24 protein-coding genes are annotated in these 21,900 nt (G+C 65.4%); 5 read left to right on the top strand and 19 right to left on the bottom strand.

What is annotated here, in order from left to right; genetic code table 11:
• Positions 1 to 8: 8 nt before the first annotated feature.
• From D3I60_RS05975 to D3I60_RS05935, 9 genes are all read right to left on the bottom strand, one after another.
• On the bottom strand, positions 9 to 326 hold the full coding sequence (locus tag D3I60_RS05975) for an Rv3654c family TadE-like protein (RefSeq protein ID WP_262775229.1): 318 nt from the start codon (positions 324 to 326) through the stop codon (positions 9 to 11).
• The gene (locus tag D3I60_RS05970; RefSeq protein ID WP_262775228.1) at positions 323 to 709 is read right to left on the bottom strand and encodes a TadE family protein; all 387 of its coding nucleotides are present in this window, start codon (positions 707 to 709) and stop codon (positions 323 to 325) included. The genes D3I60_RS05975 and D3I60_RS05970 overlap by 4 nt, the downstream gene beginning before the upstream one ends.
• 6 nt (positions 710 to 715) lie before the next feature.
• On the bottom strand, positions 716 to 961 hold the full coding sequence (locus tag D3I60_RS05965) for a DUF4244 domain-containing protein (protein WP_276584427.1): 246 nt from the start codon (positions 959 to 961) through the stop codon (positions 716 to 718).
• Between the two features lie 187 nt (positions 962 to 1,148).
• Complete coding sequence (locus tag D3I60_RS05960; protein ID WP_262775227.1) at positions 1,149 to 1,751, bottom strand: GNAT family N-acetyltransferase; 603 nt, start codon at positions 1,749 to 1,751, stop codon at positions 1,149 to 1,151.
• Between the two features lie 42 nt (positions 1,752 to 1,793).
• On the bottom strand, positions 1,794 to 2,390 hold the full coding sequence (locus tag D3I60_RS05955) for a type II secretion system F family protein (protein ID WP_262775226.1): 597 nt from the start codon (positions 2,388 to 2,390) through the stop codon (positions 1,794 to 1,796).
• Complete coding sequence (locus D3I60_RS05950) at positions 2,387 to 3,082, bottom strand: type II secretion system F family protein (protein ID WP_262775225.1); 696 nt, start codon at positions 3,080 to 3,082, stop codon at positions 2,387 to 2,389. Before D3I60_RS05950 ends, D3I60_RS05955 begins: the two co-directional genes overlap by 4 nt.
• Positions 3,079 to 4,251, bottom strand: coding sequence for a TadA family conjugal transfer-associated ATPase (locus D3I60_RS05945; RefSeq protein ID WP_262775224.1), 1,173 nt, complete (start codon positions 4,249 to 4,251; stop codon positions 3,079 to 3,081). The genes D3I60_RS05950 and D3I60_RS05945 overlap by 4 nt, the downstream gene beginning before the upstream one ends.
• Positions 4,248 to 5,255 carry a septum site-determining protein Ssd gene (gene ssd, locus D3I60_RS05940; protein ID WP_262775223.1) on the bottom strand — a complete coding sequence of 336 codons (1,008 nt, stop codon included), beginning with the start codon at positions 5,253 to 5,255 and terminating at the stop codon, positions 4,248 to 4,250. Before ssd ends, D3I60_RS05945 begins: the two co-directional genes overlap by 4 nt.
• A gap of 243 nt (positions 5,256 to 5,498) precedes the next feature.
• Positions 5,499 to 7,928 carry a hypothetical protein gene (locus D3I60_RS05935; RefSeq protein WP_262775222.1) on the bottom strand — a complete coding sequence of 810 codons (2,430 nt, stop codon included), beginning with the start codon at positions 7,926 to 7,928 and terminating at the stop codon, positions 5,499 to 5,501.
• A 336-nt stretch (positions 7,929 to 8,264) separates the two neighbouring features.
• Between D3I60_RS05935 and acs the strand changes: the two genes are divergently transcribed.
• Both acs and D3I60_RS05925 read left to right on the top strand, forming a co-directional pair.
• The gene (gene acs / locus D3I60_RS05930) at positions 8,265 to 10,202 is read left to right on the top strand and encodes an acetate--CoA ligase (RefSeq protein WP_262775221.1); all 1,938 of its coding nucleotides are present in this window, start codon (positions 8,265 to 8,267) and stop codon (positions 10,200 to 10,202) included.
• Between the two features lie 179 nt (positions 10,203 to 10,381).
• A complete protein-coding gene (locus tag D3I60_RS05925) occupies positions 10,382 to 10,789 on the top strand; it encodes a phage holin family protein (protein WP_262775220.1) in 408 nt (135 codons plus the stop codon).
• Between the two features lie 82 nt (positions 10,790 to 10,871).
• Here D3I60_RS05925 and D3I60_RS05920 read toward each other — a convergent pair whose 3' ends face one another.
• Positions 10,872 to 11,162, bottom strand: coding sequence for a hypothetical protein (locus D3I60_RS05920; RefSeq protein ID WP_262775219.1), 291 nt, complete (start codon positions 11,160 to 11,162; stop codon positions 10,872 to 10,874).
• Here D3I60_RS05920 and D3I60_RS05915 point away from each other — a divergent pair.
• The gene (locus D3I60_RS05915; protein WP_262775218.1) at positions 11,149 to 12,093 is read left to right on the top strand and encodes an ATP-binding cassette domain-containing protein; all 945 of its coding nucleotides are present in this window, start codon (positions 11,149 to 11,151) and stop codon (positions 12,091 to 12,093) included. The two genes, D3I60_RS05920 and D3I60_RS05915, sit on opposite strands and share 14 nt — an antisense overlap.
• 97 nt (positions 12,094 to 12,190) lie before the next feature.
• Here D3I60_RS05915 and D3I60_RS05910 read toward each other — a convergent pair whose 3' ends face one another.
• Complete coding sequence (locus tag D3I60_RS05910; protein WP_262775217.1) at positions 12,191 to 12,478, bottom strand: hypothetical protein; 288 nt, start codon at positions 12,476 to 12,478, stop codon at positions 12,191 to 12,193.
• On the opposite strand from D3I60_RS05910, the gene D3I60_RS05905 reads away from it, so the two are divergent.
• Positions 12,477 to 12,995, top strand: a complete 519-nt coding sequence (locus D3I60_RS05905) for an ABC transporter permease (protein ID WP_262775216.1) — start codon at positions 12,477 to 12,479, stop codon at positions 12,993 to 12,995. The two genes, D3I60_RS05910 and D3I60_RS05905, sit on opposite strands and share 2 nt — an antisense overlap.
• Positions 12,996 to 13,023: 28 nt before the next feature.
• Here D3I60_RS05905 and D3I60_RS05900 read toward each other — a convergent pair whose 3' ends face one another.
• Both D3I60_RS05900 and nth read right to left on the bottom strand, forming a co-directional pair.
• Positions 13,024 to 13,755, bottom strand: coding sequence for an NUDIX hydrolase (locus tag D3I60_RS05900; protein ID WP_262775215.1), 732 nt, complete (start codon positions 13,753 to 13,755; stop codon positions 13,024 to 13,026).
• The gene (gene nth / locus D3I60_RS05895; RefSeq protein WP_440588564.1) at positions 13,752 to 14,528 is read right to left on the bottom strand and encodes an endonuclease III; all 777 of its coding nucleotides are present in this window, start codon (positions 14,526 to 14,528) and stop codon (positions 13,752 to 13,754) included. Before nth ends, D3I60_RS05900 begins: the two co-directional genes overlap by 4 nt.
• Before the next feature lie 244 nt (positions 14,529 to 14,772).
• Between nth and D3I60_RS05890 the strand changes: the two genes are divergently transcribed.
• Entirely contained in the window at positions 14,773 to 15,450 is a 678-nt protein-coding gene (locus tag D3I60_RS05890) for a Crp/Fnr family transcriptional regulator (protein ID WP_181274653.1), read from the top strand.
• 301 nt (positions 15,451 to 15,751) lie between these two features.
• Here the strand turns inward: D3I60_RS05890 and D3I60_RS05885 are convergent, their stop codons facing one another.
• The 6 genes from D3I60_RS05885 to D3I60_RS05860 all read right to left on the bottom strand — a co-directional run bounded on the left by D3I60_RS05885 (position 15,752) and on the right by D3I60_RS05860 (position 21,795).
• Complete coding sequence (locus D3I60_RS05885; RefSeq protein WP_262775214.1) at positions 15,752 to 16,516, bottom strand: MBL fold metallo-hydrolase; 765 nt, start codon at positions 16,514 to 16,516, stop codon at positions 15,752 to 15,754.
• Positions 16,513 to 17,484 (bottom strand): hypothetical protein, encoded by a 972-nt coding sequence (locus D3I60_RS05880; protein WP_262775213.1) that lies wholly within the window; start codon positions 17,482 to 17,484, stop codon positions 16,513 to 16,515. Before D3I60_RS05880 ends, D3I60_RS05885 begins: the two co-directional genes overlap by 4 nt.
• On the bottom strand, positions 17,474 to 17,947 hold the full coding sequence (locus D3I60_RS05875; RefSeq protein WP_101545695.1) for a RidA family protein: 474 nt from the start codon (positions 17,945 to 17,947) through the stop codon (positions 17,474 to 17,476). Before D3I60_RS05875 ends, D3I60_RS05880 begins: the two co-directional genes overlap by 11 nt.
• 49 nt (positions 17,948 to 17,996) lie before the next feature.
• Positions 17,997 to 18,152 (bottom strand): hypothetical protein, encoded by a 156-nt coding sequence (locus D3I60_RS05870; protein WP_009883339.1) that lies wholly within the window; start codon positions 18,150 to 18,152, stop codon positions 17,997 to 17,999.
• A 279-nt stretch (positions 18,153 to 18,431) separates the two neighbouring features.
• Entirely contained in the window at positions 18,432 to 20,792 is a 2,361-nt protein-coding gene (locus tag D3I60_RS05865; protein WP_262775212.1) for a transglycosylase domain-containing protein, read from the bottom strand.
• 55 nt (positions 20,793 to 20,847) lie between these two features.
• A complete protein-coding gene (locus D3I60_RS05860) occupies positions 20,848 to 21,795 on the bottom strand; it encodes a metallophosphoesterase (protein ID WP_262775211.1) in 948 nt (315 codons plus the stop codon).
• Positions 21,796 to 21,900 lie beyond the last annotated feature (105 nt).

Genomic DNA, 21,900 nt, shown 5'->3' with positions numbered 1-21,900 from the left:
GATCCCCCTCATTTCCCGGCGACCGCCTCCTCTCTGACCTTCGGCAGAGGCCCCGGGATGTCGACTTCGACGACGACATAGGCGGATTGCTCACTCAATGAGGCTCGGCAGTCCTTGATGTGTCCGCCGTTGCGAATCGCGACCTCCTTCGCCGTCTCACACGGTTCCCCGGTGGCCAGCCCGCGCACTGCGTCCGCGGCGGCGAGCGCTGCCAGATCCGCGGCGCTCTGTGCCCGACTGTGGGCGACGAACGCCTGGCCGAGGCTGCCGATGGCGGTGACGAGGACGAGCACGATCGAGCAGAGACCCACGACGATGTTCGTCATGGCGGTCCTTCTCTGTCCCCTTCGAATCGAGCGGTGGCATCCGCGTCGACGGTGTCGAGGAAGAAGATCGCGGCCGGCAGCTCGATCGTGACTGTGACGACCGAGTATCCGCCGTCGGCTCGGACACGGACCGAGGAGGAGTCGCCGGCGTGCTTCTTCGCCTCGGACACTACGGCGGCCTGTGGTTCGCCGCGGGCGATCTCACGGGCCGCAGACCGTGCCGCGTCGAAGGCTCGCAGCTGGGAGAACCCGACAGCGGCGGCTCCCGCGAGCAGCACGATGAGAAGAACGACGGCCGGCATGACGACGGCGAATTCCGCCGTCGCGGTTCCCGCATCGCGATTCCATCCTCGCTGCCGCTGACGGGAGCGTCCGCGTACCATGACGGTTCAGCTTCCCAGACCGAGCGCCGAGGAGATGACCCCTGTGATGAGTTCCTTGATCGGTTCGGATTTGAGGACCACGACGAGCAGTGCGGCGAATCCGCACGCAGCCAGAGTGGTGATCGCATATTCGGCTGTGGTCGCTCCGGCGTCGGGTTCCCAGAACTGTTCGATCTCGCTTCGGTCCTCGACCGATTCGACGTGCCCGGTCGGCGGATCCTCGATCTCCGGGAACGGTGATGTGGTGGCCATGCTCTCCTCCTTGGCTGAAACCCCGTTCGCACTCTGCGAGCGGACCTTCAGCCTGGGAGTCGGCATGCTGCCGTGTCCAGGGCCGGATTCGCGCCTGTGGAAACGGGTTCTGCATCCACAGGATCAAGTTGTGTGAGTGGAGGCGCCGTCCACAGGAAACGGCGTGCGAGTCAGTGGTGGCGGCGCCTCAGCTGTTACCGGCCCAGTCGTCTCTGAGGATGGCCATGATGACTTCGTCGTGGCGCCGGCCGTTGAAGAACACTGCTTCTCGTCGACGGCCTTCTTCGACGAATCCGGCTTTCGTATAGGAGGCGATTCCACGGGTGTTGAACGCCCAGGTCTGCAGCTCGATGCGGTTGAGTCCTAATTGGAGGAACCCGTATTTCACGGCCAGTCGCACGGCATCCGAGCCGTATCCGCGGCCGTGGAATTCAGGGCCGAGGACGATCGCCAGAGTGGCGGACTGGTTGATGGGATTGCGTCCGTAGAGGGTGACATGGCCGACGAACTCCTCGGTTTCGGTCAGCTCGATGCTGAAGCCGACTGCCTCGCTCGTGGTGTTCGCGCTCCACTGCGAGAACTGCTCGGACACACCCCCTTCGGGCCGCGGCAGAACTGTGTGATTCTGCAGGACGACGATCGAGGGATCGAACCACCACTGCTCGAGGTACGGCAGATCCTCCTCCCTCAGCGGCCGCAGACGCACGGATCGACCGACGAAGAGATTCTCGGCGTAGTCCTCGGCTTGTTCGACATTGGACAGCTGATTGAAAGGTGTGACCGGTGCCATGTCCCGAGCCTATCGGTCGAGTCTGAAAATTAGGTCACCACTTCAGAAGAACGCGGTCGTGAGGTCGGTCAGCAGTGAGATGACGACCGGAACGACAGACAGCAGCAGGAACGCCGGCAGAATGCACACGCCCAAGGGCAGCACCAGCTGCACACCCAGCGAGGCGGCAGCCTCCTGCCGACGCCGACGGGACGAAGCCCGCAGCTCCTCGGCCACTGACTCGATGAGAGGTGCCGGGCCGACTCCGGTGTGTTCGGAGAACTCGAAGACCTCGAGCACCGGCAGCAGACGATCGTCGTCGGCGAGCCTGCGCCCTCCGATCGTCATCGCACGGGCGATCCTCTGCAGGCCCGACCGGTCATCGGTCGCCTCGGCGGTCAGGGTCAGCGCCACGGGAATCGGCAGACCGGAGGTCAGGCAGATCGCCACAAGGTCGAGGTCGAACGCCAGCTGATCATCGGCCACTGCTCCTGCCGTCCCCGACTCCGGCGTTCCCGCCTCCCCATCAGCCGCCTCGGTGTCGGTGGGAACGGATCGGCCCTCGCCGAGGAGGCTCTGCAGTCTCCCGCGGGTCGGACCGGACCACAGGAGCACGCCGAGTCCGACGCAGACACCGATGAGCACAATCAGCATGGTCATCTCTGTGCCCTGAGCATCATCGTCCGCATCCACCACCGGCCGGCCCCGTACAGGAGGAGGCCGGCACCGATGCTCAGTTGTCCCGGCAGTCCGCTGATGAGTTCCAGAGGGCGGACGCCGATGAGCAGGCCGAGACCGACGCCGATGAGCGGCAGCCAGCTGAGCACCCGCACCGTCGACTTCGGCCCGGCCATGGCGATGCGGCGTTCGCGTTCGGCGTCGAGGGCGTCTCTCTGCGCTGCCGCATACCTGAGGATCATCTCCGCTGCCGGTGCTCCGGAGCGTTCGGACACCGTCCACACGGCGGCCATTCCCGACAGCACGTGAGCGGCGGTCTCCGACAGTCCGGAGCTGCGGGTGGCGATGGCGCGCCCGGGTTCCTCACCCAGGGAGATGGCTCGTGAGATCGGGGTCAGGGCGTCGTTGCGGCGGCTCAGCGTGCTCATCACCGCCTGCGGGGTCATCCCCACCTTGAGCAGGTGGGCGCAGTTCTCCACGGCGGCGATCGCCCACAGACGCTCGGCCTGATCATCGGCGGTATGACCGCCTCGGCGAAAGAAGGCCCGCACCCCTTTCCGCACCGATTCGCCGCCCTCGCCACGGGGCAAGAGCTCGCGCAGCCTGAAGCCCGGGTCCGGGGGCGCGGCGAGGATGATCCCGGCCGCGATGAGGACGGCGGTGACGACGATCATTGCGCGGACTTCTGTTCGAGCACGGCTTCGAACCGGGCCAGGGCACGCCGATTGACAGTGCCGGCCGTCGACGGCGAGGGGCGACCCCACACCGGTTCCATCACCACTCCCTCGGGTCCGGTCCTCGTCGGGATCGCCAGCTCAGTGACTCCCCGCTCGGAACCCGTGCGACGCAGATGGATGACCAGGTCGATGGCGGTGGAGAACTGCGAATACACGGCGTCCGGACTCATCTGCGCCAGCGCACCGAGCGCGGCCACCCGGCTGGGCACGGCCTCGGCGGTGTTCGCGTGGATCGTCGCACACCCACCCTCGTGCCCGGTGTTGAGGGCAGTGAGCATGTCCCGGACCTCGGCACCGCGGCATTCCCCGACGACGAGGCGATCAGGTCGCATCCGCAGTGCATTGCGCACGAGGTCGGTCAGGGTCACTTCGCCGCCGCCTTCGACGTTGGCCTGACGCGCGGCGAGCTGCACGGTGTGCGGGTGGGTGACGATGAGCTCGCGAGAGTCCTCGACGATGACGATGCGTTGGATCGGTTCGACCAGCGACAGCAGAGCGCCGAGGAGGACGGTCTTTCCCGTGCCCGTTCCGCCGGAGACGAGGATGTTCGCCCGTGAGGTGACCGCCTCGGCGACGAGGGGGCTGATCTCATCGGGGACGAACCCTTCGGCGCAGAGCTGAGAATAGGGGAATCCGGCCCGTTTGGGTACGCGGAAGCTGATCGTCGTCGTCTCCCCGGAGATCGGTGGGACGATCGCGTTCATCCGCACCCCGTCGGGCAGACGAACGTCGACATAGGGTGAAGAATCGTCGAGGCGGCGCCCGCCGAGGGCGGCCAAACGCACCGCCAAGGACCGCACGTCTTCTTCGGATCCCAGGGTCAGGTCGAGCAGCTGGGGACCGTCACCGGTGTCGGCGAAGACCTCCCGCGGCCCGTTGACGAACACGTCCGTGGTGCCGGGCACCTCGAGCACGGACTGCAGGGGTCCGGCCCCGGACAGCTGCGCGGACAGCCGGGTGACGAGTTCGAGCAGGGCGGAGGAACCGAGCACGCGTCCGGTGCGCTGGACCGCCTCGGCGACGGCGGCCGTGGTCACCGGTACCGGATTGTCGAGCAGCGTTTTGCGGACATCGGCGACGAGCGAGGCGTCGAGCCATTCGCTCATTCCGCCCACTCCCCCAGCAATCGGTCGACGAGCCGGCCGAGGTGCGCACCACCTGGGATTCCCTCTCCGCGGTCGACGGCGGCGGACAGGCCCCGATCGTCGCGGATGCTTCCGGCCAGGCTCAGCCCGATGGAATCGGCGAGGAGGTCGGCGTCGAGACCGCCGCCCCCGGTTTCACGGACGACGAGTCGCACATCCGGGTGGGCTTGGGAGAGTCGCTTGGCCACTTGGGAGGAGGCGACGGCTGATCTGACCCGGGCCGGGGAGACGAGGAGGACATGATGGCAGCGCCGGGTCCACTGCGGTGGGGCGTGGCGGGGCAGATCGACGATGACGAGGTCGAAGGCCTGGCCGGCCGCGGCGAGGAAGTCGTCGAAGACGTCCGGGTCGAGGTCGACGGTGTCGTCTCGCCCCCAGGACAGAAGGGCGAGCCCGTCGTGGCGAGGCAGCGCTTCGGCCAAGGTAGAGGGGCGCAGCTGTCCGCGGGAGGCACTGAGGTCGGTCCATCGGGGACCGGGCGCCTGTTCGGCACCGAGAACGAGGTCGAGTCCCCCGCCGAGCGGGTCGGCGTCGACGAGGACGGTGCTGTGATCGGCTCCGGCCCGACGGGCGAGTGCGCAGGCGAGCACGGAGGCTCCGGCTCCCCCGCATCCGGCGACGACGCCGACCGTGGTCCCGGGTGCCGTCGGCGGTTCGACAGCGGCGATCATCCGCCCGCTCAGCCATTCCGCAGCAGCAGGCAGTACGGCGAGCTGGTCGACGCCGAGGTGAGCGGCCCTCGCCCAGGTCGAGGAGGGTTCGTCATCGTCGAGGACGACGAGGATCGTGTCTGCCCGGTCGGTGGCGGGGGCTTCGCGGACGTCTTCGCCGAGGAGGATGAGCGACGCGGACTGCCAGCCTCCGGAGTCGGGAGGCAGGACGGTCAGCGAGATGCCGATGCTTTCGGCCACTCGGGCGCATTCTTCGGTGATCGCACCGAGGTCGGTGATGAGGGCTACCTGCATGTATCGAGCTTGTATCCGCCCGGCTGTCACCGGCCAGACCGGAGTGCTGCCCTGTGGATGGAACGACGAGGGGGCGCCTCCTGTGAGGTTGAGTCACAGGAGGCGCCCCTAGCGGCAGTCGGCGGCCTCCGTCCACGTCAGCTGTGGTGGGCCGACCAGCCGGTCACATCATGCGGTGCTGGTGGGCACCGATTCGACCGAGGTCTGTCCACAGCGTTGACGTGCGAGTGGGTTCCAGTCGGATCAGCCGCGCTGGATTCCTTCGATATTGCGCAGAATGCCAGTGGTGCTGCCGTCGGAGTCGCGGACCTTGAACCAGGATCCGTTGTCTTCGAGACTGAGGTACCAGTCGCCGGGGTAGATCGTGAACACCGGCATTCCGGTGGTCTCGTCCACAGCTTCACGCGGTTCGGGAACGGCGAACCAGAAGGCCTGGATGATGGGGCGTCCACCGTCCTGGTTCTCGGCCTGACCATTGTCCTGATCGGCGTTCCGTCCGTGGTTCGGCGCATCACCGGACCGGTTCTGCCCCGCATCGGTCTCCGGCCGGTTGGCGTAGTCGGCCACGGGAACGTACTGAGTCGGCTCTTCGCTTTCGGGAGCGGTGGTCCGCTCCGAGCTGACTGCCGGCTCCATCACAGCGGTCGCCTGTTCGTCGTCGTCCGGGCCATGCGCCTCGGTTCCCTCGGTCGACGCCGGGGAATCCGATGGCGAATCGTTCGACGCCGCATCTGCCGAGGCCGCGTCTTCCGATGCGTTACCTGTCGAGGTCTGATCGGCATCGGTCGAGGACTGTGCAGCCGAGTTCGCGCCGGCGACGTTCGTATCCGACGATTTGGCGTTGACCTTGGATACCAGGTCGCTGCTCTCGGCCGGTGACACCACCGCGGGGGTCTCGTCTGACGTCGCCGAGGTGGCCGTGGACCGGTCCGCGGACGTGTCGTCGTTCGTCTCGTCTTTCTGAGTCGCCGGCCCGGTGTCGGCCGGTTCCGCACCGAGCGTCGATTCAGCGTAGGACTCCGTTTCGGGAGCAGAGTGGCGGCCACGACGACGTTCGGAATCCGAATGCGCGGCGGCGACGCCGGCAGCACCGGCACCGATCACTCCGGCACCTGCGGCAGCGGCCGCGGCGCCCGAATGTGACTTGTCGTCTGACTGCGTGGACTGGGCGTCAGACGCTGCAGGCTGGCTGCTCGACTCAGCAGCTTGGCTTCCCGCAGCGGCGGTCTGGTCTCCGGTCGCATCAGTCTGCGACTGACCGGCTCCGACGCCGAATGCCTGAGTCGGTTCGCTCTGCGAATGCTGTGGGACGTCCGAACCGTGACCACCCAGGTAGGTCTGTCCGTCACCGGTGCTGTGCACTGGTCCGTCTGCAGATGTCTGGTCCAATGCCGCGTCCGCGGATTCGGGCGCAGCGCCCGCGCCCGAGGTGCCGGCAGCGGCGGGGGCGGCGAAGGAGCCGGCCGAACGATCGGAGTCCTGCTCTTCCAGCGGAGCGTAGGGGCTGGGCTGGTTCTGCTGGTCGGGAGCGGCGAACTGGTTCTGCTGTTCCGGACCGCCGAACTGACCAGACTGACCGAACTGGTCCTGCTGACCCTGCTGTGCAGGCTGGCCCGACTGTCCTGGTCCGCCGAACCGGTCCTGCTGTCCGGACGCACCGAACTGAGTCGGCTGGCCGGACTGTCCCGGGCCGCCCGGCTGACCGAACTGATCCGGCTGACCGGGCCGCGCCAGTCCCGCACCGGCCGGAGCCGCTCCGTACGGCGCGAATCCGGGTGCACCGGTGCCCGGGCCGGCAGCACCGGGCACGTTGGCCACTGGTGCCGGATGCTGGGTGTGCTTGGCGACAGGGCGAGCCTTCGGATGGGTTTCGATGTCCTCGCGGCCGGCGAATTCCTTGGCGAAGAACGGCAGCATCGTGAATACTCCGGCGAAGAATGCGATGAGGCCGGCGAAGAACGTCAGGTACGAACCCACATGCCAGTAGACCGCCGAGGTGAGCAGGTCGACGAACACATAGGTGAAAGCGATCGCCGAGAGCACGGAGATGAACTGGTCGAGGCTGAGCGATCCGACTCGCAGTCGGCCGTTGCCGAGCTTGTTGACGAGCACGGCCGCCACGATGAGCAGAATTGTGAGCACTCCGAATACGAGCGCGCCCATATCGGCGACATTCCAGTGCCACAGAGTGGTCGTCTCACTGCCGAGGCCGTAATCGTAACCCCGGTAAGGCACGAACAATGCGATGAAGGCGAGCAGTCCGGCGAACAGGAGGAAGAGATCGCGCAGAGTCAGCGGTCCGAGGATTCCCGGGCCGGTCTTCTGCTTCGGCGCAGGCGCCTGACCGAACTGGCCCTGTCCCGGAGTCGAACCATAGGGTCCCGGCGCAGATCCGTACTGACCGGGAGCAGAACCGTACGGGCCAGGTCCCGAACCGTACTGGGCCGGGGCCGAATCATAGGGTCCTTGTGCGGCGGGCTGTCCCGGTGCCGAACCGTAGGGTCCCGGTACGGAACCATAGCCCGGCCCGGGAGCCGAACCGAACTGTCCCGGTCCCGAACCATAGGCCGGCGGCTGACCACCAGGCCGCTGCGGGTTCTGGCCCGGGTACTGCGGGGGCTGATCCTGCCACGGTTGTGGCCCGGACCCGGTTGGATGCTGCGGCGAACTCATCGCTGACTCCAGTCGATCTCGGGGAAAAGCTAACAGTGTTTCCGTGTCCGCGCGGGACGGATCCCGACAGACTCTGACCCCATCCTTGCAGAACACAGGCCACCTGTGCACTCATATGCTCATTCTCAGGCACGTCGAAAACTCCTCAGTCCCCCGCCGAGGCGGCCCTTCCATCGCCGCGCAACCATCGAAATCATGTGAGCCATACCACGACAAATGCGCGGTGGCTACCCCCGATTTCCCCGTTCATCGAGTGAAACTGCTCTCCCCAGCCCCCGACCACAGGTATACAGTGCAACTAGAATTTTCGATCCACCAAGGAAGTCGGAGGAAAGCATGACCGAAACCGCTGCCGAGCAGACCGAGACGTTTGCCCCACCTGAGCAATTCGCGGCCGCAGCCAATGTCAAGGCCGATGAATACGAACGCGCCGAGGCGGACTACCTGGGCTTCTGGGCCGAACAGTCCCGTGAGCTCGTCGATTGGCACGAAGACTTCGGCGAGATCCTCGATTGGACGAACCCGCCGTTCGCGAAGTGGTTCGTCGGCGGAAAGCTCAACGTCGCCTATAACTGCCTCGACCGTCACGTCCTCGCAGGCAACGGCGACCGGGTGGCCATCAACTTCGAAGGCGAACCGGGCGACTCCCGCACCTTCACCTATGCCGAACTCCTCGCCGAGGTGTCGAAGGCGGCGAACACGCTGACCGACCTCGGCGTGAAGACCGGCGACCGGGTGGCCATCTATCTGCCGATGATCCCCGAAGCGGTGATCTCGATGCTCGCCTGTGCCCGCCTCGGTGCGGCGCATTCCGTCGTCTTCGGCGGATTCTCCGCCGATGCTCTGCACTCACGCATCATCGACGCCGAAGCCCGCGTCGTCATCACCGCCGACGGCAGCTACCGGCGCGCCAAACCCACAAGCCTCAAGCCGGCCGTCGACGAAGCGATCGCCCAGGGCGACACTCCCGTCGAGCACGTCCTCGTCGTCAAGCGCACCGGTCAGGACGTCGACTGGGTCGAAGGCCGTGACCAGTGGTGGGAGGACTCCGTCGGCCAGGCCAGCGACACACACGAGTGCGAATTCTTCGACTCGGAGCACCCGCTGTTCATCCTCTACACCTCCGGTACGACAGGAAAGCCCAAGGGCATCCTCCACACCACCGGCGGCTACCTCACTCAGGTGCTCTACTCGATGAAGGCCGTCTTCGACATCAAGCCCGAATCCGATGTCTTCTGGTGCACCGCCGACGTCGGCTGGATCACCGGTCATTCCTATGTCACCTACGGCCCACTGGCCGCCGGCACCACTCAGATCATCTACGAAGGCACTCCGGACACCCCGCATCAGGGTCGCTGGTGGGAGATCATCGAGAAGTACAAAGCCACGATCCTCTACGCCGCTCCGACGGCGATTCGCACCTGCATGAAGTGGGGCGAGGAGATCCCCGCGAAGTACGATCTGTCCAGTCTGCGCCTGCTCGGCAGCGTCGGCGAACCGATCAACCCCGAAGCCTGGCGCTGGTACCACCGCGTCATCGGCGGTGAGCGCTGCCCGATCGTGGACACATGGTGGCAGACCGAGACCGGGGCCCACATGATCGCGCCTCTGCCCGGCGTGCTCTCAACCAAACCAGGCTCCTCACAGCGTCCGATTCCCGGCATCTCCGTCGATGTTGTCGATGATTCGGGTGAGAATCCGGCCGGTCCCGAAGGCGGGCTGCTCGTCATCCGCCGCCCATGGCCGTCGATGCTGCGCGGAATCTGGAAAGACCCGGAGCGCTTCAAGGAGACCTACTGGTCGCGGTTCGAGGACACGTACTTCGCCGGCGACGGCGCCCGCCGTGATGAGGACGGGGACATCTGGTTCCTCGGGCGTGTCGACGACGTGATGAATGTGTCCGGTCACCGCCTGTCCACCGCGGAGATCGAGTCCTCGCTCGTCGCGCATCCCAAGGTCGCCGAGGCGGCTGTGGTCGGCGCCGCCGACGACACTTCCGGTCAGGCCGTCGTCGCGTTCGTCATCGTCTCCAACGGCGTCGAGGACTCCCCCGAGACCTCTGAGGAGCTGCGTCAGCATGTGGGCAAGGACATCGGCCCCATCGCGAAGCCGAAGAAAGTCCACATCGTCACGGACCTGCCCAAGACCCGCTCGGGCAAGATCATGCGTCGCCTGCTCAAGGACGTTGCCGAGAACCGCGAGGTCGGCAATACGTCGACCCTCGCCGATGCTTCGGTGATGGATCAGATCGAAAAGTCCATCACAGGAGCCTGAACCTCTCGCTCTGAGGCCGAGATCTGATGACCCGTCGGTGACAGACGACCCTGCCGCATAACGGCCGTCGTCCGGATCCGACGGGTTTTCCCGGTTCCCCGCCGATTCGCCTTTGGCCGCAGAGCCCGTTCAGACTACTCTTAATTTAGATTGTCCTCGTTCTCGATTTAGGAGCTCTCATGGCCGAACGGTCCATCAGCGAACTGATCAAAGGCATCAGCGACGATTCCAAAGCGATCGCCGAAGAAGAGATTGCCCTCGCCAAGGCCGAGGCCACTGCCGGTGCGAAGAACCTGGGCATCGGGGCCGGACTGGCCATCGTCGCTCTCTTCCTGCTCTTCCTGTCCTCGTTCATGGTGATCTTCGCCGGTGCGGCAGCATTCCATGAGGGTCTGGGCTGGCCATGGTGGGGCAGCTTCCTCATCGTCTTCGGCATCCTCGCCGTCATTGCGATCATCCTCGTCCTTGTGGCCCTCCCGCTGTTCAAGAAGGGCAATCCGGTTCCGGGCACCGCGATCGGTTCGGCCAAGTCGCTGGTGGCCTCCGTCAAGCGCGCATTGAAGAATCCCTCGGGACCCAGGTACTGACACCTCTCCCAATCTGAGAACCGCGGCAGATGCGAGAAGCGGCGCCGGACATTTCGTCCGGCGCCGCTTCTCGCATTCACGCTCAGCGTCGCTTCGCGACTCGCTCCTTGGCTTCCCGCAGAACCTGACGTTCCCGTTTCCGTGCCTCGGCCAGCACCTTCTGCGCCTGCCGGTCCGCTTTCTGCGCCTCTCGAAGCTTCTTATCGGCCGCTACCGCAGGGTCATCATCGGCGATCGCGGCCTGCTCTGGAGCCGCTGCCTCCGTCGCATCATCGGGCGCGTCGACTGAGGTCGCTGCGCTCGAGCCGTCGTTCGCCACGTCGGACCCGGCACCTGCCCGCGCGTTCACGATCGCCTCGATGAAGGCCTCCACCCCGTCTAAACCTCGTTCGAACCCGAAGTCGAAGGGATCGAATTCCGAGGCGAAGACCCCCGCATCGATCGCCTTCCTGAGGAAGGTGGGCAAGCGCTTCGGAACGAAGACCGTCCTCGACGGACTCAACTTCCACGTGCACAGAGGCGAGGTCTTCGCACTTCTCGGCTCCAACGGCGCAGGCAAAACCACGTGCATCAGTATCCTCACCACCCTCGTCCGCCCTGATGCCGGATCAGTTCGCGTCATGGACGTCGATGTGCATGAGTCACCCGCCGAGGCGAAGCGGCGATTCTCCGTCACCGGCCAGTCAGCTGCCGTCGATGCCCATCTCTCGACCGAAGAGAACCTCGTCCTCCTCGGTCGGCTCTCCGGGCTGAGTCGGAGTGCCGCGAAAGCGAGAAGCCGCGACCTTGCCGAGAAGCTCAGCCTCACAACCTTCATGTCCACCCGGGTCGCCGCGCTCTCCGGCGGTATGCGTCGCCGCCTCGACCTGGCTCTCAGCCTCGTCGTCCCCGTCGAGGTGCTCATTCTCGACGAACCCACCACCGGGCTGGACACCCGCTCCCGGCAGGAGCTGTGGACCGAAGTCAGCGAGCTCTCCCGAGGCGGCGCGACGGTGTTCCTCACCACCCAGTACCTCGACGAGGCCGATGCATTGGCCGACCGGATCGGCCTGCTCGACAGCGGCCGAATGGCGGGTCTGGGCACACCGGCAGAACTCAAGGCACGCATCGGCGAGGACACCGTGTCGATCCGCAGAACAGACGGAACTCAACTGGATGAGATCGCCACCGACGGCACTGTCGCCGGCCTCGCCGCGGCGCTCGAACCGTGGACTTCCCGATCGCCTCGGGCCTCGGTTTCCCTGCACAGTCCCAGCCTCGACGACGTCTTCCTCGCCTTCACCGCGGCCGGCTCACCTCACTGAGCGCTCGATATCCGATCCCACGTCTCCGATCTCCACACCGTCCAGAGAGGACAAACCAATGTCACACAGTCACCCGATCACCGATACCCCGACGACATCAGCGACCACCGCCTCTGCCCTCCCCCGCGAGGTCTCCCGTACACGCCCTCCCGGGCTCTCCACAGAGGTCGTCCTCATCGGCAGGAGCCTGCGTCACGCTGTTCGCGACGTCGAATCGCTGCTCATGGCCGTCGCTCTGCCGGTGATGCTCATGCTCATGTTCACGTTCGTCTTCGGCGGCGCCCTCGATCCCGACGGCGGCTACGTCGACTACGTCGTCCCCGGAATCATCCTCACCTGCGCCGGATTCGGTGCCGCCTCGACCTCGCTGTCGGTCTTCGGACATGACCTCCGGGTTCGTCGACCGACTGCGGACGATGCCGGTGCGAGCGTCTGCCGTCATCACCGGGCACGTGGCGGCGAGTCTCGCACGGAATCTGTTCGCCACTTCCATCGTCCTCCTCGTCGCCGTCGCCATCGGATTCCGTCCCTCCGCCGGAGTGGGCGAATGGCTGGCGACAGTCGGACTCGTCGCTCTCTACATTCTGGCGATCACGTATCTCTTCGCCGCTATCGGCCTCGCCGCGAAGTCTACCGAATCCGCCAACGGGTACGGCTTCATCCTGCTCTTCCTCCCGCACGTCTCCAGCGCATTCGTACCGGTCGAGACCATGCCGAGGTGGTTGGAGGTGTTCGCCGACAATCAGCCGATCACCCCGATCATCGACGCTCTGCGCGCACTGCTCATCGGCACCGAGATGGGCGCTTCCGGCTATCTCGCTGTCGGCTGGTGTCTGCTCATCCTCGCTGTGGCGGCGATGTGGGCCGCGGTGCTGTTCAGAGCGAAGGCCGGGCAGCGCTGACCGGCGCCGGAATCCGCAGTGTCCGAATTCAGAAGTCGATGGCGATGGGAGCCTTCTTGTCCCAATCGCCGGCCCAGCCGAGATGGTCGAGGGCGAAGTCGAGGATGCCGGCGGTGAAGCCCCACACCTTGAGGACTCCGACGTCGAAGGCCGGGGTCGAGATCTTCAGATCGGGACGGGCGAAGGTTCCGCGGTTGGCGGGGGCGACGAGGTCGGCGATGGCCACCCGATAGACGGAGTAGGACTCCCTCTGATCCATCACCTGGACTTGGCCCGGCTGACGCCAATATCCGATCACCGGAGTGACCTCGAACTTCGAGACGGGGATATAGAGCGGGTCCATCTCTCCCAACACTTCGACGGTGTCCGGGGAGATTCCGGCTTCTTCCTCCGCTTCACGCAGTGCGGCGGCCGCCATGGAATCGTCTTCGGGGTCACGACCGCCTCCGGGGAAGGCGACCTGTCCGGGATGATGGCGCAGGGTCGCGGCCCGCTGGAGAAGAACGATGTCGACATCGGCGACGCCGAGTTCGGCCAGGCGCGATGCTTCTGCTCCTCCCGCCTCGGTGCGAGGCTCTCCCCCGCGCCCGAAGAGCATGAGCACGGCGGCGTCACGGGCGGACTGCTCGGCGGCTTCCTTCTGTCGGCGCAGCCACAGTGGGGACCCGTGCGAGGCGGCGAGACCTTCGAGCTGCCCGCGCAGGGCCCCATCGGCGATCGTCGCCGATTCGGGTGGAAGGTCGGGGATTCGGGCGCTCACTGTCCGTCCTCAGGGACAGCCTCCGCGGCGGGAGTGGCCAAGGGCGCCATTTCGAACCGGAGCATGGCACGTGCCTTGTCCGGGTCGAGTTCCCCGATCCCGAACGATGGGCACAGCGCGGTCAGGGGGCAGGCTCCACATGCGGGTTTTCGGGAATGGCAGATGCGGCGGCCGTGGAAGATCACCCGATGCGAAAGCATGGTGAGGTCCTTCTTCGGGAACAGCGCCGCGATCTCGTGTTCGGCTTTGACCGGATCGGTCTCCTCGGTCCAGCCGAAGCGGCGGGCCAGCCGACCCATATGTGTGTCGACGGTCAGCCCGGGGGTGTCGAAGGCGTTTCCGAGGACGACGTTCGCGGTCTTTCGTCCGACTCCGGCGAGCTTGACGAGCTTGTCCAGCTTATTCGGCACCGCGCCGTCGTATTCATCGACGAGTTCGTTCGCGAGCTTGACGATGTTGCGGGCCTTGGCCCGGTAGAACCCTGTGGAGCGGATGTGCTCCTCGACCTCGATGAGATTGGCCACGGCCAGGGCGTGGGCGTCGGGGAAAGCGGCGAAGAGGCCCGGGGTGACCGAGTTGACGCGGATATCGGTGGTCTGAGCAGAGAGGACGGTGGCGATGAGCAGTTGGAACGGAGTCTCGAAGTCGAGTTCGCACTTCGCGTTCGGATACACCTCGGCGAGGATGCGATGGATCTTCCGCGCCCGGCGGGTCCGGCCCAGCGGGGTCTCCTTCGCGAACTTCCGCGCGCTCTTCTCTGCCACAGTCAACACGACTCACCATCCTAATCCGTGCCCTGTCATTCCGCAGTCATGCCGGTCACACCCGCAAATCATGTCCGTGCGCCGGATCTGCGCGCCCTGAGATGGCCGTCTGCGGGAATGGTGTGGACGGGAGTCGTGTTGGGCGGTGCGGGAGAGGTTTTCATACTGATGGGCCACACTCCCGCGTCTTTGCTGGTATCGATGCAGATGACCAGGTAGATTTGTGTGTGATTATCACGACAAGGAGGAACCAGTGGATATTGAAGTGGTGCGGGGCGCGACGCTCTTCGCAGGTCTGGACGATGAAGCCACCAGTGCATTGATGAAGTTCATGAACCCGCGGAGTCTCCGTCGGGGAACCGTGCTCTTCCATGAGGGCGATGCCGGTGACGAGCTCTACATCGTCTCCTCGGGCAAGCTCAAGATCGGCCGTGAGTCCTCCGACGGCCGTGAGAACCTGCTGTCCGTGGTCGGTCCCGGCGAGATCATCGGTGAGCTCAGCCTCTTCGATCCGGGCCCACGTTCGACCTCTGTCACCGCCGTCTCCCAGTCGGAGCTGCTCAGCCTCAAGCACGAGGACCTCACCACTTGGCTCCACGAGCGCCCGCAGGCCGCGATGAACCTGCTCAAGGCTCTCGCCCAGCGTCTGCGTCGCACCAACGAGACCGTCGGCGACCTCGTCTTCTCCGATGTGCCCGGCCGTGTCGCCAAAGCTCTGCTCGACCTCGCCGCCCGTTTCTCGAAGCCGGCTCCCGACGGTGTGCTCGTCGCTCACGACCTCACTCAGGAAGAGCTGGCTCAGCTCGTCGGTGCCTCTCGTGAGACCGTGAACAAGGCACTAGCCGACTTCGCCGCCCGCGGCTTCATCCGTCTCGAGGCCCGCTCCGTCGTCATCCTCGACATGGACCGCATGCGCAACCGCGCCCGCTGATCCTCCTCGCGGCTTCCAAACCGCCACAGCGCACGAACGCCCCAGCCGATTCGGCTGGGGCGTTCGTCCTGGCCGGGGCAGGTGTGCGACGCGGCCAGTGCTCGCCGTCTCAGGGGCTGTCGCGTCAGGTGTGGGAGCCTTCGTACTCGGGTTCTGATCCAGTCATCGAGTTCAAACTCGATGACTGGATCAGAATCCGAGTCGTGAGTGGTGTGTCATCCAGCTAGAGCGAAGACGTCGCGCACCAGGCGCCGCCGCAGGGCGCTCAAGGCGCCTGCAGCTCCGGCGTCAGCAACGGGACTCAGGCGTCGGCGGCGGGCAAGGCGTCGAGGTAGGCCAGCTGAGCCTTGACGATCTGCTCGGCCGCCGTCCGCACGCTGGAGTCGACGTCGTGATAGACGATGTCGCATACCTCTGAGGCCGTCTTCGCCCCCTGCTCCAATGCCGCTTTGACCTGCTCGATGCGTTCGAGTCGGTGGGAACGGTAGTAGTCGATCACCTCGGCGGGGGCGTCGATGCGCTCACCGTGGGCCGGCTCGATGATGGCAAACTCCCCTGCGTCGAGCAGCTCCTTCAATCGGTCGAGGGAGTTCAGATAGTCGCCCAGGGAGCCTTCCGGGTGGGTGACGATCGTCGTCCCCTCCCCCAGGATCGTATCGCCGCTGTAGAGGGCTCCCGAGTGGATGAGGCTGATGCTGTCGCTCGTGTGTCCGGGGGTGGCTACGACGCGCAGCACGTCGGCCGGAGTGCCACCGAAGGCAATCTCGTCGCCGTCGCTGACCGGATCCGTGTGACGGGCGAATCGCTCGAGCACAGCATAGACGGGAACCTCGGGGGCCCACTGCTCGATGCTTCCGAGCATCTCGGAATGGTCGGCGTGCTGGTGGGTGAGAACGATCGCCGCCAGATCACGGTCGGCCACCTCGGCGAGGAAGGCTTCACGATGATCGGCCATCTCCGGGCCCGGATCGATGACAACCGCGGACGTGTCATCCTGGCTGGTGAGCACGTAGGTGTTCGTACCCGTCAGGGTCATCGGGCCGGGGTTGTTCGCACGGATTCTCATGAGTCGTCGTTCTCCTCGTCTGTCGTTTCGTCATCGTCACCGCTGAATGTCAGGAAGCCGGGACTCTGGTCGTTGTCGGTCTCGCCGACGGCCACGGCCCGGTCGCGCAGGCTGCCCTTGCTGTGGGGGTCCTTGCCAGTGTGGATGACGACCTTCCAGTCGCCGTCGTCATCGACGATCTCCGGACGCAGCGGGTGGACGTTGCGGATCTGCGCCATGGCCGCGCCCACGGTCGGGACCTCGGCGAGGCTCTCGACGATGATGCGGGCGGCCGCGCCGATGCGGTCAGGGTCTCCTCCCACCTCGGCGATGATCTGGTCGGGGCGTTTCCATCCGGCGGAGGTCTCGTTCGGTGACAGGAAGTCGACGTCCTGGCCGAAGGGCACGGTGGCAATGAAGTAGGTGGTGTCGAACCGGTGCAGCTGGGTGGGGGTGTTGATCCAGCGCAGCCACGGTTTGCACAGGTCGGGACGCAACCGCAGGTCTCGGTCGCGTAGGACCTGTGACCAGGACACTTCGTTCGAGAACAGCCTCGATCGGGTGGTGTTCCAGTCCGTCTGCGGTGTGGCCACGATCTCCCGGTCGACATCCTCGGCGAGCAGGATTCCGGTGGCGGCGAAGGTGATGCGGGCGGCCGCGGAGAAGTGGTGGAGGGCGCGGGATTTGTTCTCGATGCTCAGCGCACGGGCGCACCGGGCAGAATTCCATCCGGCAAGAGGCAGCTTCCGCACATCACCCGGGCGCAGGCTGCTGGTGGGAAATGCCCACCGGTTGCGGTCTTCGACGCCGCGGGCGTCGAGTTGCCGGGTGATGAAGAGTTCCAGCCCGTCCGCGGAGTCCCGGATCAGCACGATCGCCGAGGTGGGGCGCGGGGCCTCCGGGACGGGCCACCGTCCGTCGGACTGCCAGTGGTCAAGCAGCCACCGCAGCTCCGACGAGACGGGAAGAGTGCGTCCGCTAAGCGGCATCGCCTGAGACCTCGACGATGACTTCGACCTCGACGGGGGTGCCCAGAGGCAGGGTGTTCACGCCGACCGCGCTGCGGGCGTGCTGCCCACGGTCGCCGAAGATCTCGCCATAGAGCTCGGACACGCCGTTGATGACGGCCGGCTGCTGGGTGAAGTCGTCGGCGGAGTTGACGAAGCCGGTGACCTTGACGACGCGCACGATCTTGTCGAGATCGCCGATGACTCCGGCGATGGCGGCCAGAGCGTTGAGCCCGGCGGTGCGTGCAAGCTGGTAGCCGGTGTCGAGGTCGACGTCCGTGCCCAGGTGACCGGTCGCTGGCAGCTTGCCGTCGACGACGGGCAGCTGGCCCGAGGTATAGACGTAGTTCCCGGTGCGCAGGGCGGGGACGTAGGCGCCGGCTGGAGTGGCGATCTCGGGCAGTTCGAGGCCGAGTTCGGAAAGGCGCTCAAGGGTTTTCGACATTGTTCTTCTTTCGGTGAGGGTGGGGTGTCAACGGTCCGGCCGGTTCAGCTCACTCTTTGGGGCGTTTGAGGTAGGCCACGAGTCCGTTGTTGTCGGGACCCGGGACGACCTGCACGAGTTCGTATCCGTCCTCGCCCCACTGGTCGAGGATCTGCTTAGTCGCGTGGACGATGAGCGGCACGGTGACGTATTCCCACTTGGTCATGGTTCTCCTCAGTTGTTGGTGCGGCGCCGAGGCAGTCCGGGTGATCCGGTATGACCAGGCTTTCCTGGTGCGGTCGACGACGCTGGTCCGTTCCCCACACTAGCCCAGACTGGGCACGCTGGGCACCCGTGTTCCGTGGGCGGCGGTCACAGCTGTTTCGCTGCGGCGACACCTGCGAAAGTCAGACAGCGAAGGCGGGGAGGACCTGGTCCTCCCCGCCTTCACCGGGACGTTCTCCGGCGGGTTCTAGCGGCCGGTCACGACCGGCATCTCATCGGCTCAGTTGCCGCCGAGGCCAGGAGCCTCGCCGCCGTCGCTGCCGCCGTTTCCGCCGCCTCCGTTGTTTCCGGAGTTGCCGCCTCCACCGCCGCCGTTGCCGCCGCCACCGGTGCCACCACCGCCGTTGCCGTGGCTTCCGCCACCGCCACCGCCGCCAGTGCCGCCACCGCCGCCTCCACCGCGGCCGCCGGTGGACGAACCGCCGCCACCGCCGGAGCCGCCGCCGGAGAAGTACTTGCTGCTGGGCTTCGGGAACCCGGTATTGCCCTTGGTTTCCCTGACCGCTTGGCTCATGTATGCCTGCCAGGTCTTACCGGAGATGGTCGCACCGTAGATGTGGCCTCTGACGGCGCCGGCGCCGTTGGTACGCCAGTCGCGAGTGCCCCCCGGATCACCGGTCCAGACCGCAGTCGACAGCGTCTTGGTGAACCCGAGCAGCCAGGTGTGACCGACCTCGAAGTTCGTCGTACCGGTCTTGGCGCCTGCCGGCACTCCGATCTTCAGCGAGCTCGTCGTACCGCCGTTGAACGTCTGAGTCAGCGCGTAGGCGACGCCCTTGGCCACTTCCTTGTCGAGCACTCGCTTGCAGCCTTCGCCAGGCAGGTCGAGCTTCTCGCCCTTGCGGTCCTTGATCTCGGTGATCGGCTTCGGTCCGCAGAATTCGCCTTCGTTCGCGAAGGTAGCGAACGCCGCAGCCATGGCGATCGGCGTGGTCTCCGTCGTACCGAGAATCGACGACGGTGACAGGGCTTGGATGAAGCCGGACTTGTCCTTGAAGTCGAGCGCCTCTCCGCTGCCATAGCGGATGCCGAGGTCCATCGCGGTGTCCATGACGTCACACATGTTCAGTTGGTTGCCCATCGCCGCGTAGCCCGTGTTGACGGACTTCTTCGTCGCCTCCAGCGCGGTCATCGAACCCTTGCCTTCACCGTCGCCGGCGTTGTTCGGGTCCCAGTCTCCGCCCATATTCGGACAGCCCTCGTACTTCCAGGAGCTGGCAGGGAAGTTACGCTTCGTCGCATTGACGGTGGTGTTGAGGCTCTTGCCTTCCTTCAGCCATGCCGTCAGGACGAAAGGCTTCCACGTCGAACCGACCTGGAAGCCACCGCCGCCGTTGTGTTTCTTGTCGACGGTGTAGTTGATCGAGGTCTTCTTGTTCTTGTCCTTCTTCTTGACCTCTCCCGCGGTGTATTCGCGGTTCTCGGCCATAGCGATGACTTCACCGGTTCCAGGTTCGATCGTCACCAGAGCGTGTCCGGCGCCGGAGGGGTCGCCGACGGGGACACGCTTCTTGATCTCTTTGTCCGCGATCTTCTGGATATCGGGATTGAGGCTCGTCTTGATCTTCAGACCGCCACGTTGGAGGAAGGCCAGGCGTTCGTCAGCCGTGTCGCCGAAGGTGTCATCATTCATGATGACGTTCTGAACATAGTTGCAGAAGAATTCTGCCTTGCTCTTGGCTGCCGAACAGCCGTTCGGAGTCTCATGCAGGTCGAGGTCGAGGTCGGTCTTGACCGCCTTGTCGTATTCCTTCTGCGTGATGTGGTCGTACTTGAGCATCTGCCCGAGCACGGTGTTGCGACGCTTGAGCACCTGGTCGGGGAACCGCTGCGGGTTGAACGCCGAGGGGTTCTGAACGATTCCGGCGAGCATCGCCGACTGCTGGATGTTGAGATCCTTCGCGTGGATGCCCCAGTACCGGTAGGCGGCGGCTTCGACGCCGTAGACGTTCGGGGATCCCGAGTAGTTGTTGATGTTCATGTAGCGGTTGAGGATTTCCTTCTTGTCGTATTTCTTCTCAACCGCGACAGCGAGTTTGGCTTCGCGCAGCTTACGCGCATAGCCGGCGGTGCCCTCGGACTCCTTCGCCGCAGCCACACCTTCGGAGTCCTCCTCGGCATGCGCGTTCTCTGCCAGCACGTTCTTCACGTACTGCTGGGTCAGCGTCGATCCGCCCTGAGTCGTCGAGGACACCATATTGTGCACCGCTGCACGAGCGATGCCCTCGATGTCGACGCCGCCGTGTTCGAAGTACCGGTAGTCCTCGACGGCGATCGTCGCATTCTGCATATCCTTCGAGATCTTATCCAGCGGGACCTCCTGGCGGTTCTGCCAGTAGAACTCCGCAAGCTCGGACCCGTCGGAGGCAAGCATCGTCGACTTCTCACCGAGATCCTTGATCTCCAAGGTCGCGGGGAGTGAATCGAAGATCTCGACAGCGCTGTTCGCACTGGCTGTTGCGACACCGACTCCGGGAATGGCCAGACCGGCAGCGACGATTCCCGCCACTGCGCTGACGGCCACGAACTGCATGAACGCGCCCATTTTTGTGAGTGGGGCGTTTGACTCAGGAGACACCATGGTAGCAAGTTTAACGAATTTGCCTTGTGCAAATCTTCAGAAACCGCTGAACGGGTTAGGCCATTGCGACGAGTTCCAAGACGCTGACTTCGGGTCGGCAGGCGAAACGCACTGGTGAGTACGGTGAGAATCCGAGACCGGCGGAGATGGCGACGAGGCTCTTCCGGTACGGAAAGACTCCGCGCGCGCGTGTCCGATCGAGGTCGCAGTTCGTCACCGGCGCACCCCAGAAGGGTACGCGGATCTGTCCCCCGTGAGTGTGTCCGGCCATGATGAGGTCCGCCCCCGCCGAGGCGAACGCCTCCAAGGTCCGCGAATACGGGGCGTGTGTCACGCCCACTTTGAGGCCGGCCTCGGAATCGAACCGCGGATGCTCAAGCACGCCCTTGCCGGGCGCTCCCCCACTCCAACGGATCCGGTCGCGGTCGATATGGGCGTCGCCGAGCCCGGAGAAGTGGATCCGGGTGCCCTTGATCGTCAGGGTCGCCTCGGTGTTGTCGAGGAAATGCCATCCCTGACCGCCGGCCGTCGAGCCCGACGGGGATGTCGGTTCTTCGAATCCGCGGACGAGGGCCTTGACGTCGAGATCGGGGTTCACTCGGTGTTTGACCTGGGACGGCGAGCGCAGATATTTTGCGGGATTCTTCGCCTGCGGCGAGAAGAAGTCATTTGACCCCAGGACGAAGACACCGGGTGTGTCGAGCAGACCGGAGAAGACGGCGAGGACGTCGGGAACGATATCGGCCGAGAGGTTGTCACCGGTGTTGACGACGACGTCCGGTTCGAGCCGGGTGAGCGCTTTGACCCAGCAGGCACGGTGCTTCTGCCAGGGCGCCAGGTGCAGGTCGGCGACGTGGAGGATCCGGATGGATTCGGCTCCGGCAGGCAGGATCGGCAGGGTGTGGCGGCGGATGGCGAAGAGGTGCGGTTCGATGACCGCACCCCAGATTCCGGCGGCCGTAGGGGCGGCAAGAGCACCGACGAGGAGAGCGCGCTTCTTCATTCCCCCAACTCTATCCGCTCCCAGAACTACCTGACGGCGGCCCAGCAACCTCGCGCGAGGTTGCTGGGCCGCCGTCAGGTAGCAATTAGGGGGTGGGGATAGGGG

It is taken from the genome of Brevibacterium permense, from assembly GCF_025506275.1.
Classification (GTDB): domain Bacteria; phylum Actinomycetota; class Actinomycetes; order Actinomycetales; family Brevibacteriaceae; genus Brevibacterium; species Brevibacterium permense_A.
This window is presented reverse-complemented; position numbering and strand designations above follow the sequence as displayed.